Source organism: Polaribacter septentrionalilitoris (assembly GCF_009832745.1).
In the GTDB taxonomy this organism is placed as follows: domain Bacteria; phylum Bacteroidota; class Bacteroidia; order Flavobacteriales; family Flavobacteriaceae; genus Polaribacter; species Polaribacter septentrionalilitoris.
Genome location: NZ_VRMJ01000014.1, coordinates 1 through 15448 on the forward strand (window position 1 = coordinate 1; position 15448 = coordinate 15448).

Annotated in this window: 17 protein-coding genes; 6 read left to right on the forward strand and 11 right to left on the reverse strand. The window is 28.7% G+C overall.

Annotated elements, in window-relative coordinates; genetic code table 11:
* Positions 1 to 285: 285 nt before the first annotated feature.
* From FP421_RS02130 to FP421_RS02145, 4 genes are read right to left on the reverse strand one after another with little or no spacing between them, the layout of a single operon-like run.
* The gene (locus tag FP421_RS02130) at positions 286 to 738 is read right to left on the reverse strand and encodes a hypothetical protein (protein ID WP_159947160.1); all 453 of its coding nucleotides are present in this window, start codon (positions 736 to 738) and stop codon (positions 286 to 288) included.
* A 1-nt stretch (position 739) separates the two neighbouring features.
* On the reverse strand, positions 740 to 1285 hold the full coding sequence (locus FP421_RS02135) for a hypothetical protein (protein ID WP_159947162.1): 546 nt from the start codon (positions 1283 to 1285) through the stop codon (positions 740 to 742).
* 33 nt (positions 1286 to 1318) lie between these two features.
* Complete coding sequence (locus tag FP421_RS02140; RefSeq protein WP_159947164.1) at positions 1319 to 1867, reverse strand: RNA polymerase sigma factor; 549 nt, start codon at positions 1865 to 1867, stop codon at positions 1319 to 1321.
* A 48-nt stretch (positions 1868 to 1915) separates the two neighbouring features.
* Positions 1916 to 3364 (reverse strand): TonB-dependent receptor, encoded by a 1449-nt coding sequence (locus FP421_RS02145; protein ID WP_159947166.1) that lies wholly within the window; start codon positions 3362 to 3364, stop codon positions 1916 to 1918.
* A gap of 77 nt (positions 3365 to 3441) precedes the next feature.
* On the opposite strand from FP421_RS02145, the gene FP421_RS02150 reads away from it, so the two are divergent.
* From FP421_RS02150 to FP421_RS02170, 5 genes are all read left to right on the forward strand, one after another.
* Positions 3442 to 4224: an MBL fold metallo-hydrolase gene (locus FP421_RS02150; RefSeq protein WP_159947861.1), complete on the forward strand. Its 783-nt coding sequence runs from the start codon at positions 3442 to 3444 to the stop codon at positions 4222 to 4224.
* Between the two features lie 105 nt (positions 4225 to 4329).
* A complete protein-coding gene (locus tag FP421_RS02155) occupies positions 4330 to 4680 on the forward strand; it encodes a hypothetical protein (protein ID WP_159947168.1) in 351 nt (116 codons plus the stop codon).
* Positions 4681 to 5490, forward strand: coding sequence for a cell envelope biogenesis protein OmpA (locus FP421_RS02160; protein WP_159947170.1), 810 nt, complete (start codon positions 4681 to 4683; stop codon positions 5488 to 5490).
* A gap of 15 nt (positions 5491 to 5505) precedes the next feature.
* Complete coding sequence (locus FP421_RS02165) at positions 5506 to 5991, forward strand: Rab family GTPase (RefSeq protein WP_159947172.1); 486 nt, start codon at positions 5506 to 5508, stop codon at positions 5989 to 5991.
* A 6-nt stretch (positions 5992 to 5997) separates the two neighbouring features.
* Positions 5998 to 7521, forward strand: coding sequence for an ATP-binding response regulator (locus FP421_RS02170; RefSeq protein ID WP_159947174.1), 1524 nt, complete (start codon positions 5998 to 6000; stop codon positions 7519 to 7521).
* 1 nt (position 7522) lies between these two features.
* Here FP421_RS02170 and FP421_RS02175 read toward each other — a convergent pair whose 3' ends face one another.
* Positions 7523 to 9730: an endonuclease MutS2 gene (locus FP421_RS02175; RefSeq protein ID WP_159947176.1), complete on the reverse strand. Its 2208-nt coding sequence runs from the start codon at positions 9728 to 9730 to the stop codon at positions 7523 to 7525.
* A 37-nt stretch (positions 9731 to 9767) separates the two neighbouring features.
* Between FP421_RS02175 and FP421_RS02180 the strand changes: the two genes are divergently transcribed.
* Positions 9768 to 10433 carry a uracil-DNA glycosylase gene (locus FP421_RS02180; protein WP_159947178.1) on the forward strand — a complete coding sequence of 222 codons (666 nt, stop codon included), beginning with the start codon at positions 9768 to 9770 and terminating at the stop codon, positions 10431 to 10433.
* Here the strand turns inward: FP421_RS02180 and FP421_RS02185 are convergent.
* From FP421_RS02185 to FP421_RS02210, 6 genes are all read right to left on the reverse strand, one after another.
* Positions 10417 to 11430: a glycosyltransferase family protein gene (locus tag FP421_RS02185; RefSeq protein WP_159947180.1), complete on the reverse strand. Its 1014-nt coding sequence runs from the start codon at positions 11428 to 11430 to the stop codon at positions 10417 to 10419. The two genes, FP421_RS02180 and FP421_RS02185, sit on opposite strands and share 17 nt — an antisense overlap.
* A gap of 4 nt (positions 11431 to 11434) precedes the next feature.
* Complete coding sequence (locus FP421_RS02190) at positions 11435 to 12301, reverse strand: UDP-2,3-diacylglucosamine diphosphatase (RefSeq protein WP_159947182.1); 867 nt, start codon at positions 12299 to 12301, stop codon at positions 11435 to 11437.
* Positions 12302 to 12583: 282 nt separating this feature from the next.
* Positions 12584 to 12724 carry a hypothetical protein gene (locus tag FP421_RS02195; RefSeq protein ID WP_159947183.1) on the reverse strand — a complete coding sequence of 47 codons (141 nt, stop codon included), beginning with the start codon at positions 12722 to 12724 and terminating at the stop codon, positions 12584 to 12586.
* 20 nt (positions 12725 to 12744) lie between these two features.
* Entirely contained in the window at positions 12745 to 13605 is an 861-nt protein-coding gene (locus FP421_RS02200) for a substrate-binding domain-containing protein (protein ID WP_159947184.1), read from the reverse strand.
* Positions 13606 to 14475, reverse strand: coding sequence for a nucleoside phosphorylase (locus FP421_RS02205; protein WP_159947185.1), 870 nt, complete (start codon positions 14473 to 14475; stop codon positions 13606 to 13608). It abuts the gene before it with no gap.
* Positions 14476 to 15420: a DUF1835 domain-containing protein gene (locus tag FP421_RS02210; RefSeq protein ID WP_159947186.1), complete on the reverse strand. Its 945-nt coding sequence runs from the start codon at positions 15418 to 15420 to the stop codon at positions 14476 to 14478. It abuts the gene before it with no gap.
* Positions 15421 to 15448: the final 28 nt, after the last annotated feature.

A 15448-nucleotide genomic window follows, 5' to 3' on the forward strand; every position in this document is an offset into this window, starting at 1 on the left:
AGAACATCTTTTTACCATGAAGTACTTTGGCATAATAATCTACTTTAGTAGTTACTGATAAGTTGGATAAAAGAGCTTCTGGTATAACTCTCAATAATTGATTTACTGAAATTTTATGATCTTTAAAAACTGACATAAATAGCTGATTATCAGATAAAAAGATACGTAAATATTATCAAATAAACAAGCTAAATAGTTGATTTTTAGTTTCTTAAATAGTAATTTATAAAACAAAAAAGTCGGAAGAAAAATCTTCCGACCATGACTACCTAAAGGCTTCTTTTTTTATTTATGATCTCTTCTTTTTCTGTATTTACGCATAAGTTGTCTTGTAAACTCTCTTTCAGATAAATGTAGTTTTAAAATTTGCTTGTAAGATAAAATTTTAGAAACTTTAGCTAAGAAGTCTTTTTTTTCTATCAATTCTTTTTCATCAAAATCTATTTTGTTTTTTACAAAAAGTTTAGCTTCCTTTTCATTAAGACCTTCAAACCCGCCAGATTTATTAAGTTTGTCTTTGATAGCAGACATTCCTTTTTTTCTAATAGCATTTAAGTTTTCTTCATGTTCATTATAAACGGGCCAAAATTTCTGAGCAGTTTGTGTATCTAAATTTAGCTTTTCTGTTAAAAAAGCAACTTTTAAAGCTTTTATTTTCTCTCTATTTTTGGTTTTTTGCGCTAATAAATTTAAGCTAACAAATAATAAAACTATAAGTAGTGTAACTATTTTTTTCATTCTATTTAATTTCATTAAAAAATGTACTATTTTCATTAGTCATTATATAATCTTCTATAACTTTATCATCAATATTTGTGTATGTAAAATCATTTACTTCTAAATCCTCTAGAGGAATAAAACTAGCAATATCTTCTGTTGTTAAATTTGATGAACTCTCTAAAAACCAAGTTTCAATATCACTTTGCGCTATATTATCAAAATTAATTTCTGTACTATTAAATGTGTTAAAATAATTAAGACCAATAAAAAGTGCAATAGATGCAGCAATGGCTGCAGGAACAACCTTTAACATTTTATCGCGAAAAGAAATAACTTTGGTTTCTTTTTCTTGTGATGTAACTCTAGAAATGATTTTATCTTCTAGGGCATTAAAATAATTATCTGGTGTAGAAAAACTGTTTTCTTTAGAAAGGTTTTCTTCAGCTAGTATTAAATCAATTTGTTTATCTAAATTTTCAAAATAGTTTTTAGGTAGAGAAAACCCACTTTCTTTACCAAGAACTGATTTTAAATACGTTTCACTATTTTTTATTTTGTTTTCCATACTGTCTTTTAGACCTTTAAACTCTAAAAAGGTTTAATCTGTTTCCTTTTTTATATAATGTTCTATTTTTTTTACTGCATGAAAATAGGAAGCTTTTAATGCACCTACAGAAGTTTCTAAAATTTCAGAGATTTCATCATATTTCAATTCATCAAAATATTTCATGTTAAATACCAACTGCTGTTTCTGAGGTAAAGTAGCAATAGCCTTTTGTAAGATTAGCTGAATTTCTTCACCAGAGAAGAAATCATCATCTGCTAAATTTGAAGCTAATTCTTTCTGATAATCAGTAATGTCTACATTTCTTAGTTTTGCTCTTTTATTGATAAATGTAATCGATTCATTTGTAGCAATTCTATACATCCAAGAATACAGTTTACTTTTTTGATTAAATTTATCGATATTTTTAAAAATTTTAATAAAAGTATTTTGCAGTACATCATCAGCATCATCGTGAGAAACTACAATCTTACGTATATGCCAATACAAACGTTCTTTATAGAGTTTTATTAATTCTCTAAACGCTTTTTCTTTTGTTTGAACGTTTTTTAACTGCTCTACTAAAAGGATTTCATCTGTCAATTTTGTACTATATAGAATTGAGACTTTAAAAGTACAAAAAGGTTTAATCTATTTTCTAACTCTTGATCTAGAATAGCCAAATAATCTTTTTTGTTTGATAAGATCTGCAATTCCTTCAGGTAACATTTCTTCCCATCCAGTTTCACCTTCTCTAATCATATTTAGAACTGTTCTTGAGAAAATATCTAAAATTTCTTTGTCAAAATCATCAATATTTACAAGTTTTCCATTGTGTTTAAAGAATTTGTACAATTCTTTCATTCTTGGATGTACCTTAAGATTTTCGCTATTGATATAAGCTCCTGAAGCTTGATCGTGATAAGGGTACATATATACTTTTAAGTCTCTGTAGAAAAGTTTACCAAAAGCTTCTAAAATTCCACCACTTAAATTACGATAATATTTCTCGTCAAAAATTTGGATTAAATTTTGAACTCCCATTGTAAGCCCCATTCTCTCTTTTGTAAATTCACTAAAATACTCTACCAATTTAAAGTATTGTTGAAAGCTAGTAATCATTACGTTTTGTCCTAAAGAACATAATAACTCTGCTCTATCTAAAAAGTCTCTTTCATTTATTTTTCCTTCAGCAGTAAGATTACTCAATGTAATTTCAAAAATGATTTGAGTTTTATCTTCTTTAACTTTATTTTCAGCAAAAAATAGTTTTTTAGATTTTTCAAACATATCCATATTCACCTTAGTAACTGGCCTAAAACTACCTCTTAGAGCTAAAATATTCTTCTTATACAATACTTGCGCTGGTAATAAGTTATTTCCATCAGGCCCAAACATTACTGCATTTGTCATTCCGTTTTTCAACAATTGCAAACTCATTAAACGATTATCTACATACATAAAACGTGGACCAGAAAAGTTAATCATATCAATTTCTAATTGATCATTACTCAAATTATCGTAAAATGATTTTACCAATTCTTTAGGGTTGTCATTCAAATAAAAAGCACCATAAATTAGATTTACCCCTAAAACTCCTAAGGTTTCTTGTTGCAATCGTGCATCAGTCTCTTTAAAACGTAAGTGCAAAATAATCTCATTATAACCTTCTAAAGGGTCTAGTTGAAAACGGATTCCTACCCAACCATGACCTTTAAATTGTTTTGCAAAATCTATTGTAGTTACTGTATTTGCATAACTAAAAAATAATTTATCAGGATGTTTAGATCTACTTAATCTATCTTCAATCAAATCAATTTCATGACCTAACATTTTCTTTAAACGAGGTTGCGTTACATAACGTCTATCATCTTCTACACCATAAATAGCATCAGAGAAATCTTTATCGTACGCACTCATTGCTTTTGCAATAGTTCCAGAAGCTGCACCAGATCTAAAGAAATTACGAGCAGTTTCTTGTCCTGCTCCAATTTCTGAAAATGTACCGTAAATATCAGTGTTTAAGTTAATTCTTAATGCTTTACTCTTGGTAGTGGGTACACTACTAATCTTTTGATCTCCTTTTAAAGAAATTGCCATACATAAGTATTTTAAGGTTCAAACAAATGTACTAAAATACACAGCTATCAGTCAATTTTTATAGTATTTTTGTTATGATGAAAATTACCAAAAAACTGTTAAATATTACCTTTTTAGGAACAGGGACCTCTCAAGGAATACCAATGATTGCAAATGATGATCCAGTTTGTAAATCAAATAACCCCAAAGACAAGCGTTTGCGTTCTTCGATTTTAATTTCTTGGGATGATGTTTCATACACAATAGATTGTGGTCCAGATTTTAGACAACAAATGCTAAGAGAAGATGTAAAATCCTTAAACGGGGTATTTTTTACTCACGAACATGCAGATCATATAGGAGGCTTAGATGATTTACGCCCTTTTTGTTATCAAATAGGAGTGATGCCTATTTATTTAAATAAAAGAACTTTAAATAGTTTAGAAAAACGATTTGAATATATATTTAATCCGAAATATAAATACCCAGGAGCTCCAACTTTGAAACCAGAAATTATTTATAAAACTAAGTTCGAGGTAGATGGTCTAGAAGTGATTCCTATTGAAGTTTTTCATGGAAAACTACCCATAACAGCATATCGTTTTCAAGATTTTGCTTATTTAACCGATGTTAAATTTGTTGAAGATTCTGAAAAAGAAAAATTAAAAAACTTAGATGTTTTAGTGGTTGATGCCTTAAGAATAGAACCACACACTACTCATTTCAATTTAAAAGAAGCTTTAGACTTTGTGAAAGAACTGCAACCTAAAAAAGCATATTTTACACATATTAGTCACAAGTTAGGCTTCCATGAAGAAGTTTCTAAACAACTACCTGATAACGTGTTTTTAGCATATGATGGTTTAAAAATTGAGGTTTAGATTTTTACAGTTTGTTTTTTAATGTATATTTGTTTATTGGGCTTTAGTTTTAAGGCTTTTAATGAAACTTATAAAGAACAATTACAACATAATCTACTTAAAATAATGGCAGACAATAAAGAAAAAAATGTAGCTGCAGAAAGTCAAAAAGAAATTGATAGAATTGCAGCCGTAAGAGAACTCATCTTTGGTGAAAACATGAAAGAATACAACAGCGAGTTTGCTGATGTATATAACAAAATACAATCACTAAAAGATGCGACAGACAAGGATTTACAAGAAGCTGTTACTAATTTAGAAAATAAATTAGCTGATTTAGAGAGTTTAATGGATCATAAATTTCAAGATTTAAATGATGATTTAGACAAAAGGTTAGCAGATTTAGATGATGAAAAGGCGGATAGAAGAAAATTAGGAAAAGCTTTAGAGAAAATTGCATTGATGTTGCAAGAATAAATGAAAAAAACGCCTGCAGATAACACAAAAGACAATCGTTTTGAGTTACTCAGAGAACTTTTATTAGCAGAAGACAGAGAAAAGTTTGATACTCTTAGTCAAGAGATTATTCTTAGAGAAAAATTTGCAAAAAGAGTATCACCTCTTGTTGATGAAAAAATCTTAGATCTTCGTGAAAAATTTCCAGAGTATTTTGGAGATACTATTACAGAAACTATAAAAGTTCAAATTAGAGATTCTCAAGACGAAGTTGTAGAAGCCTTATACCCAATTATGGGTAAGTTGGTAAAGAAGGCTATTATCAGCGAAATAACAAAGTTAACGGAGAGCGTAAACAAAACAGTTAAAGAAAAATTCTCTATCCAAGAAATTTTGAAACGATTCTTTAAAGGAAAGAAAAACGATGCAGATGTTGTATTACAAGAAGTTTTTGAACCCATTATAGAAGAGGTTTTTATTATTGAAAAAGAATCTGGTTTACTCTCTGGAAGTTACTCAAGAGGTAACATTGCCGATAAAGATATGGTGTCTGGAATGTTAACAGCAATTAAATCTTTTGCAGAAGATGCTTTTTCTAAAGAAGGACAAGATTTAGAAGATATTAAGTTTGAAACTTTTCAGCTTTCCATCCAAAATTTTAAAAGTATTTATATAGCCATTGCTTGTTCTGGAGTTTTAAATGCTACTTTTAAAGAAGATTTAGCTGATAGAATTAACAATTTAGCAGAAATTATTTTAAGAGACCGTTCGTATTTGTCTGATGAAGAGCGTCTTAATGAAGTAATATTTCAACTATTAATAGAAGCATAAAATCAATCTTATTTTATGATTGCAAAAAAAGTACTTCTTGTTGGTAATTTTGGTGTAGGAAAAACATCATTAATTAGAAGGTTTGTTTTAAACGAATTTTCTGAAGATTACATTAGTACAATAGGAGTAAGAGTAAGTAAAAAAGTGGTAGAATACCAAAATGAAACCATAAAACTTATGATTTGGGATGTTGCAGGTACAAACGGAGATGAGAAAATACCCAAAGCATATTTCTTAGGCGCTCATGCAGCCATGTTTGTTTTTGATGTTAGTAGAGAAGAAACCTACTTGAACATAGATCAAAACTTACAAATGGTAAAAGATTTATCTGGCTTAGAAAAAATTACCATAGTTGGTAACAAAAAGGATTTACTTTCTAAAGAAGAACTTGAAACGGTAGTTAAAGAAGTTTCTATAGGTATCGATTTAATTACCAGTGCTAAAGAAGGTAGTAATGTAGAAGATGCCTTTATGAAATTAACTGCTCAAACTTTAAAATAATTACGATTGATACCTGCTAAAATAGAAGATGTTTTTGTTCAAATTACCACTGATTTTTCTGGAATTATAAAAACTATAGACGCAGGTAACTTTGTTAAAAAAGAGTTTGAAGTCAACCAACTTATTTATACCACATGCCCTTTTTTAGAAGGAACTTTAGAGGCAATTGAAAAGAACCAATCCTTTTTATTAGAAGGAATGGTAATAGCTTCTGATAATAATGAATTTAATGTTGACATTGAGATTTTTAAAAATGATGATAATATTGTTATTTTAATTCATAATAGAACCAATGTTTATAAATATGTAGATCAACTCAATCAAAATAGAAACGATATCTTCTTTATTAAAAGAGAAATTGTAAAAAAGAACAAAGAGTTAGATAGACTTCGAAAAATAGCTGATAAAGCAAATGAAGAAAAATCTCGTTTTTTAGCAATCATGAGTCATGAAATCCGCAATCCGTTAAACTCTATTTTGGGATATGCTGAAATGATTTCATCAGAAAAACTCAGTAAAAATGTAGCACAATACATCAAAAATTTATCATCAGCAGGAAAAAACTTAAAAGTTATTGTTGATGATATTTTAGATTTATCAAGAATAGAAGCTGGTAAATTAGCATTAGTTTCAGAAGAGGTTTCGATAAATGAAATTATTAAAAACTGCGAAAATGATTTTCAACATCAACAGAAAAATAATGGAGTATCACTTGTTTTTAAGGTTACAGAAAATGTTCCTAAAATAGTACTAGGAGATACTGTTCGAATTTATCAAATTTTATCTAACCTAATTAGCAATGCCATTAAATTTACTGAAAAAGGAAGTGTAACAACCAAAGTAGATGTAATTTCTGAAGATGATAAAACGGTTTCAATTCAATTTACAGTTGCAGATTCAGGGAGAGGCATGTCTAAAGAACAAACACAAAAAATATTTGAAGAATATCAGCAAAATAAAATTTCTGACAACAGAATTAAAGGAGGAGCAGGTTTAGGTTTGGCAATTGTAAATCGTTTGATAAACGCTATGAATGGAAATATTTCTGTTGAAAGTAAACTAGATTTTGGAACTACTTTTTTTGTTAAAATTCCGTTTTTAAAACCAATTAAAAATAAAAAATTTTGTTCAGAACAAGAAACAAAAAAAACTATAATTAATTTAAAAGATAGGAAGATTTTAGTTGCCGATGATGATGTATTAAACCTAACTATTGTTCAGCATTTTTTAACCAAAGAAAAGGCAAAAATAACATTAGTAAAAGACGGATTAGAAGCTTTATCTAAAATTAAAAAAGAACATTTTGATGTTATTTTATTAGATATTTACATGCCTAATTTAACTGGCGAAGAGTTGATATTAAAAGTAAATGATTTCACTGAATTTAATAAAAACACTCCAGTTTTAGCATTAACAGCCAATTCTACAGAAGAAGATGTAAAAAGATATTTAGAAATTGGTTTTTCAGGAATAATTTCTAAACCATTTACATCAGCAATGTTTTTAGAAAAAATTGCAAGTACTTTGTAGCTTATTTTTTTGCTTTTTCTACCAATTCTAATTTATCAACAGAAGTTTTTGTGGTGAAGATTCCGTAGTTAATTGTTACACTTTTTCTATCTATTTTATCAATAGTACCCACAGAATTAGAATCTATAATTCTTACCCTATCATTGATTTTAAAAACATATTCAGATCTTTCTTTGGCAATTTTAGCAGCTTCCTTTTTCTTTTCTTTACGAACTTCAACAACCTTTTCTAAAACTTCTTTTTCAACTTTCTCAATAGTTTCTTTTATCTGTTTAGCAACAATTTTAGCTTTTTGCTTTTGAGATTTTGTTTTTGGTTTTACAGGATTTTTTTTGATATGTTTTACTTTCTCATCAGCAACCCATTTGTTAAAATTAGTATTTAATTCCTTTTTATTATTGGTTTGAAAATACTTATTCAATAACTCATTGGTTTTTCTTCCTAAAGAAAGCATCCTTTGATTTTGATCATAGAGTTCTTGAAAACCTGCTAATTTGTCTTGAATACGTTGTTCTTTTTCTTGAAGGTTTTCTAAATGTTCTTGACCTTTTGTTTTTTGTTTTTCTAAATTATCTGAATTCTTTTGGAGTCTGTTGCGTTCTTTTTGCAACTTAGAAATTGTTTTGTCTAAACGCACCTTTTCTGTTTCAACACGTTTTTTTGCTTTGTTGATTAAACTAAAAGGAATTCCGTTTTTCTGAGCTACTTCAAAGGTAAAAGAACTACCTGCTTGTCCTACAAATAATTTATATAGTGGTTCTAAAGAACGTTCATCAAATTGCATATTGGCATTGGTGACATTTTCTAATTCATTTGCCAACACTTTAAGGTTAGAGTAGTGGGTTGTAATAATTCCGAATGCTTTTTTATGATAAAACTCCTCCAAGAAAATTTCAGCTAAAGCACCCCCTAATTCTGGGTCAGAACCTGTACCAAATTCATCAATTAAAAATAGGGTATTCTCATTACATTTGCGTAAAAAGTAACGCATGTTTTTTAATCGGTAGCTGTATGTGCTTAGTTGATTTTCAATAGATTGATTGTCCCCAATATCTGTTAGAATAGTATCAAAAATATAAGTTTGACTACGTTCATCCACAGGGATTAAAATCCCACTTTGAATCATTAACTGTAGTAAGCCAATTGTTTTTAAAGTGATGCTTTTTCCACCTGCATTTGGACCAGAAATTACAATAATTTGTTGCTTCTTATTAAGCGTGATTGTTTGTGGTACTGTATGAATCTTTTGTTCTTTATTCTTTTTCCATAAAATAGGATGATATGCATTCTTGAAAAATATTGTTTTCTCTTTAGAAATCTTTGGCAAAATAGCATTGATATCTTGCGCATATTTTGCTTTAGCACCCACAACATCTAGATGCGTTAAAAAATAAATATACTCTTCTAAAAGCGAAACTAAAGGACGAACTGTAGATGATAAATTGCGTAGAATTTTAATAATTTCTTGCTTTTCATCATAAATTAAATTTTGATATTCTCTTGAATAAGAAAGTGTTGCTTGCGGAGCAATGTAGACAATATTACCAGATTTTGATGAGCCTAATAAACTACCAGCCACTTTTTTTCTATGCATTGCTAGAACCGCTAAAACACGTTGATTATCAATAACAGTTTCTTTTATATCATCTAAATAACCTGCTGATATTGATTTGGATAAGGCAGAAGAAAAACTAGCTCCAATTTTTCCACGAACATGATTGATATCTTTTCTAATCTGTTTTAAAACGGGTGATGCATTGTTTTTTACTTCCCCAGAAATGTCAATAATTTTTTTAATTTCATCGTCTACATAAGTGGTAAACTCTATGTTTTGAGTAACCTCAAAAAAAGTAGGAAATTGTTCTTTAAATTTTTTAAAAAATTTAATGAGTTCATTTACAGTTAGTGAGGTTGATGCAATTTTTAGAAAAGCATCTGTTTCTAAGTAGCTGTTTTCTATAGCTAACCGTTTTACACTTTCAGTAATATTGTCAAAGCCATGATTCGGAATTCTATTTTCGCTCTCAAAAGAGGTTAAATATTCATCAACTAAATGTAGTTCTTTAAATAAGGCTTTTCTACTCTGAAAAGGCTGAATTTCTAAAACACTTTTTTTCCCTAAACCAGAGATACAGTATTCTGAAACGTGCTGTAAAACCGTTAAAAATTCTAAATCTTGTAATGTTTTTTGGGATATATTTTTACTCAAAATGTTATCTTTGAAATCTTCACAAAAATAACAAAGAATGCAGGTAAAAATAGCCGATAGTTGGAAAAATATTTTACAGTCCGAATTTGAGAAAGACTATTTTAATGAACTAGCAAGTTTTGTGAAATCTGAATATCAAAATAAAACTTGTTATCCTAAAGGGAATGATATTTTTGCAGCTTTTGATTATTGTGCATTCGATAATTTAAAGGTAGTAATTATTGGTCAAGATCCTTATCATGGTCCCAATCAAGCAAACGGATTATGTTTTTCAGTAAAAGATGATGTTAAACATCCACCTTCTTTAATCAATATTTTTAAAGAAATTGAAACTGATTTAAATAAGCCTTACCCACAAAGTGGAAATTTAGAAAAGTGGGCAAAACAAGGTGTTTTATTGCTAAATGCTACTTTAACAGTGAGAGCGCATGAGGCTGGAAGTCATCAGAAAAAAGGATGGGAAACGTTTACAGATGAAGTTATTCAGCAAATATCTAAAGAAAAAGAAAACGTTATTTTTTTACTGTGGGGTGGATTTGCAAAGAAAAAATCTAAGTTAATTGATAAAAACAAGCATCATATCTTAGAGTCTGGTCATCCATCACCTTTAAGTGCTAATAGAGGTTATTGGTTTGGAAATAAGCATTTCTCAAAAACCAATGCTATTTTACAAAAATTAGGGCAACCTAAGATAGAATGGTAGGGAGAATTGTTTCTTTGTAATAAGGCAACAACAATGCTTCTAAAATATCTTCTGTTGTATCTGGGTAATCTACTTCAATAGTTTGATTAGACTGAATCCATTTAGCAATTTTTAGAATTCTTTTTTTATTCAATTTTTTTAATGTTGCTACACCCATTTCTTTCAAAGCTAATGCATTGCATTGTTGTTCGTATTGATTTTTCATAGGAATTACCATCAGTTTTTTCTTTAAAAATAAAGCTTCAGAAGGTGTTTCAAAACCTGCACCACATAAAACTCCAGCTGCAGAAGTCATACTTTTTATAAAATCAAATTCGTTAATTGGATAAATAGTGATGTTTTTTTTAAATACTAAACTAGTTACTTCTTTAGTAAAAATGTGCCATTTTACAATTGGAATTTGGTTTAAAACTTTGATGATTTTATCGGTTTTATAAGAGGGCAGATACACTGTAAAATGACCTTTGTTTCTAATTTTTGAGGTTCTTATTTTTTTTCTAATAATTGGAGTAAAAGTGGCTGAACTATAGGGTTTAAAGTGAAATCCAAAACGGGTGTTTGAAGGTGCATAATATTTTAAAATTAAGCGTTCAAATTTGTATTTTCCATATTTTGGAGAGGCTACATCTAGCACAGCATTTTGATGACTTAATGAGATTATATTTACATTTTTTATTCTTGCAGCCCAAGCAGAAACGGGTTCAAAATCATTTATAATGATGTCATATTTTTGTACAGGGAGGTTTTTAATTTCTTTATAAAATCTGGAGATTTTCATTTTTTTATAACTTTCCCAAAAATCGATACCTCCTTTTTTACCAAATGTAAAATTTAGCCCTTTTAATTGGTATGTTATTGTAAACCCTAAATTAAGATTGTTTTCATTGCCGCTAACTAAAATATCAACTTCTCCTTTTTCTTGAAGAATGGGTATTATTTCTTTTGCTCTTGTTATGTGACCATTGCCAGTTCCTTGAAGTGCATATAAGATTTTCATAAATTTATTTAGTATTTTTTTGAATATCAAATTCTTTAAGAAGTTCATTAAAAAGTAAATTGTGTTCTGCTTTTTTTTCTTTCTTTTTATTTGACTTTTTCTCGTAATTCATGGCAATTTTATCATTTGTATATGAGTATAAAGACCAGTTATTTTTTTTGTATTCTAAAGCAGTTAAGTTTTCTATCCAATCACCAGAATTTAAATAGGTTGTTTTGCCTTTTTGTGTTTGTATTTCTCTTATTTCTGGTTGATGAATATGTCCACAAATCACATAATCGTAATTATTTTCTATGGCAATATCTGAAGCCGTTTTTTCAAAATCGTTAATGAATTTTATCGCACTTTTAACGCTATTTTTAATTTTCTTAGACAATGATAATTTTCGGTAACCTAATCGTTTACAGATCCAATTTACAAAGGTGTTGAGCACTATTAAAGCATCATAACCTTTGCCACCCAATTTTGCTAACCATTTAGAGTGTTGCATGGTTACATCAAAAACATCACCGTGAAAAATCCATGCTTTTTTATCATTTAAAGGTAAAATCAATTTGTTTACTATTTTGAAATTCCCTAATTGAAATCCTTTAAATTTTCTTAACATCTCATCATGATTACCTGTAATATAATACACTTCTGTTCCTTTAGATAAAAGCGATGTAATGTGTTTGATAACACTCATGTGTGATTTAGGAAAGTATCGTTTGTTAAACTGCCAAATGTCTATGATATCTCCATTAAGTATTAATTTTTTAGGTTGAATTGTTTTGAGGTAATTTAATAATTCTTCAGCTCTACAACCATAAGTACCTAGGTGTACATCAGAAATTACAACAATATCTAACTTGCGTTTTTTTTGTTTTTTCATTTTTTAAAATTATGAGAGAAAAAGATGTGTTTCTTGTAAAATGAAACAAGCTGAAGAAAATGACCAAATAGTTTTTTTTGTATACAAACAACAATCTATATTCTATGTTTAATCAAACATAAAAGTAGTATGTAGTGTTATCGTTAACTAAAAGTGAAAAAAGAGTAAGGAAAACTTTATAAAAAAGTTTTGTTTAAGTTAAATAATTGTCAAGAAGTCCATAAAAAAAAATCCGCTAAAAAAAGCGGATTTATCGAATTTGAAACTAAGAAACAAGTTAATTTATAATAAATCAGCCTGTTGTAATGGTGTTTGAATAGTTGTAGTATTTTCTGCTAAACCACAAGGTGAAGATGTGCTTCTACAAGAAGAAATACAAGTAATTCCTAAAATACAAATTGCAATAAATACTATTTTTCTCATTTTTTAAGGGTTTTATGAAGTTAAATGTACATGTTTTTTATGAACAATTCTGAGTTTTTTTTCTCTTTTATAACGTTAAATTTAATCATTTTATTTTGTATTCGAGTTAATAAATTTTTTGTTAAAGGTTTACCAGAGTTCCATTTAGTGATTTTTAACCACTCTTGAATATCATTTAATTCCTGTCCATATCTTTTGGCTAAAGTACTATCGATATTATCAATTTTTTTAAAATCTTTAGTTTTAGCATTAATGACATCTAATATTTTTTTTACCTCCACAGAATTTTGTTCTAAAACTTCATTTCTCACAGCTATTACAAAGCAAGGCCATGGAGTAGGGCAGTCGTCAATTCTTCTAAAAGTTCCATTATCTACTAATGGTTTTGTGGTAAAATGTTCCCACATAAAATAATCTGCTTCACCATTGGTAAGCGCATCAATTCCGCCCTGTAAGTCTTTGATTACTTTAAATTTTAATTTAGAAATATCCCAACCTTGATTATAGGCATTTACAATGGCCATTAAATGCGAACCAGAACCATATCTGCTAATGGCAATAGTTGCATGTTCTAAATCTTTAATTTTTTGAAATTTTGATTTTGTACCTACATGAATTCCCCATATTAATGGAGATTTTACAAAAGTTTGTATAATTTTAGAAGGATTACCATCAGCAATATCTTTAATGATTCCTTCTGTTAAAACAATGGCGATGTCTACAGTACCTTCTCTTAGTGCTTTACACATTTGTCCAGTTCCTCCTGGGTAATCTTTCCAACGTAAATTGATGTTGTGTTTGTTGTATTCTTTATTTTTTAAGGTGAGATACCAAGGATAGTTAAAGTGCTCTGGAACACCACCAATTTTTAAGTTTATCATTTATGAAACTAATTTTTCTAAAGCATATTCAATTAAATCGGATACTACTTTTCCAGGATTTTTACTAAAAGTTTCATTAGCTCTGTTAGCGATAATTGCATTTATAGAACATGAATGATGACTTAATAGTTTTGATAATCCGTAAATAGCAGAAGTTTCCATTTCTAAATTGGTAATTCTATGATTATCAAAACTAAAACTATCAATTTTATGATTTAAATTTCCATCTTGAATGGCTAATCGTAAGATTCTTCCTTGTGGACCGTAAAATCCGCCTGCAGTTGCTGTAATGCCCGTAAATGTTTTTTCTGAGGCTAACTTATCTTCTAAAACTTTACTATTTGAAATGATAATAGGATGTGCTTTTTTTGAACTCCAATTGGTGTGAGCTACAAAAGCATTTTCGATATCAGTATTCGATATTTCATCAATTTGATACGAGTGTAACATTCCGTTTAAATCCAATCCATGAGAACTTACTACAAAAGAATCCACAGGAATATCAGCTTGTAAAGAACCAGAAGTACCAATTCTTACAATATTTAACGATGTTAAATTTTTCTTGGGTTTTCTTGTTTCTAAATCGATATTTACTAAAGCATCTAACTCATTCATGACAATGTCTATATTATCAGGTCCTATACCTGTAGACATTACCGAAAAACGCTTGTTGTTGTATGTGCCTGTTGTAGTTTTGAATTCACGTTTTTGAGTAGTAAATTCTATTGTATCAAAATGTTTGGTGATTTTATCAACTCGATCTTGATCACCTACAAAGATGATATTTTTAGCAATATGTTCTGGTCTTAAATTTAAATGATATACACTACCATCAGGATTTAAGATGAGTTCAGACTGTTTTATAGACATTTAAGAAGTAATTTGTAATAGCTTTTCAGATTGTGTATTGAATAAAAAACTATATTTTTTTGCTCCTCCAAGATACGAATTTTCGCTGCGAAGTTCACTATAAAAATTGGTTTGATTCTTTAAGACATCTTGCCCTTTCTTTGAAAGTTTTACAGGATTAAAAGAAGTAAATAATTTTTTAAGTTGATTTATGCTGTGCTCGTATTGTAAATCACCAAAACCATAAACATCTTGATTTTGAAGTAATTTACCCACTAATTGGTGTTTTGATTTTAATTTATACGAATTTGCAGTTTCTAAAATTGTGTTTTCGATTTTATTTAATCCGTTATTAATAGAAGGAAAACGTATTAAATGTGCTTCAATGGCAGACGCTAAATATTGAAACGGAGACATTGGATTAAATTGATATACAGTTTCTAATCTTAATGGAGAATCTGAACAATACAACTGCCAAATATAATCTGCATATTCAATATCATCTTCTGTTAAATCTATTCTATTTTTATAGTGTTGATGAATTTGATTTTCGGTCAATTCACCCAAAGCTTTTCGTTTTTTTGACTTTTTAATTTTACCACTGCAAACTAGTGAAATATGATATCCTTTTCTATAGGTTTTTAACCAACTAATTACAGCCAACATATTTATTTGACAAAATAAATCGTGCTCAAACCATAAAACTATTTCTTTGCTTTCTTTTTTATTACAAAGGTTTCTGTATTCTTTTAAGGTAAAATCTATAAATTTCTTTTTACTAACATTGTATGAGGTTTTAAAGAAATCAAACCTGTTTTTCCAAAAGGTTTCGCTACCAACATCTGTAGTAGTTTTTCCTTCACACAACATTTCTCTCCAAGTAATAAAATCTCCAGAAAACTTGAGTTTTTTTAGGTAATTGGTTGTACTATCTCCGTTAGTAATGTGTAATATAGCAGCACTCATAATTTATAAAAAACGTTATTTGTCTAAG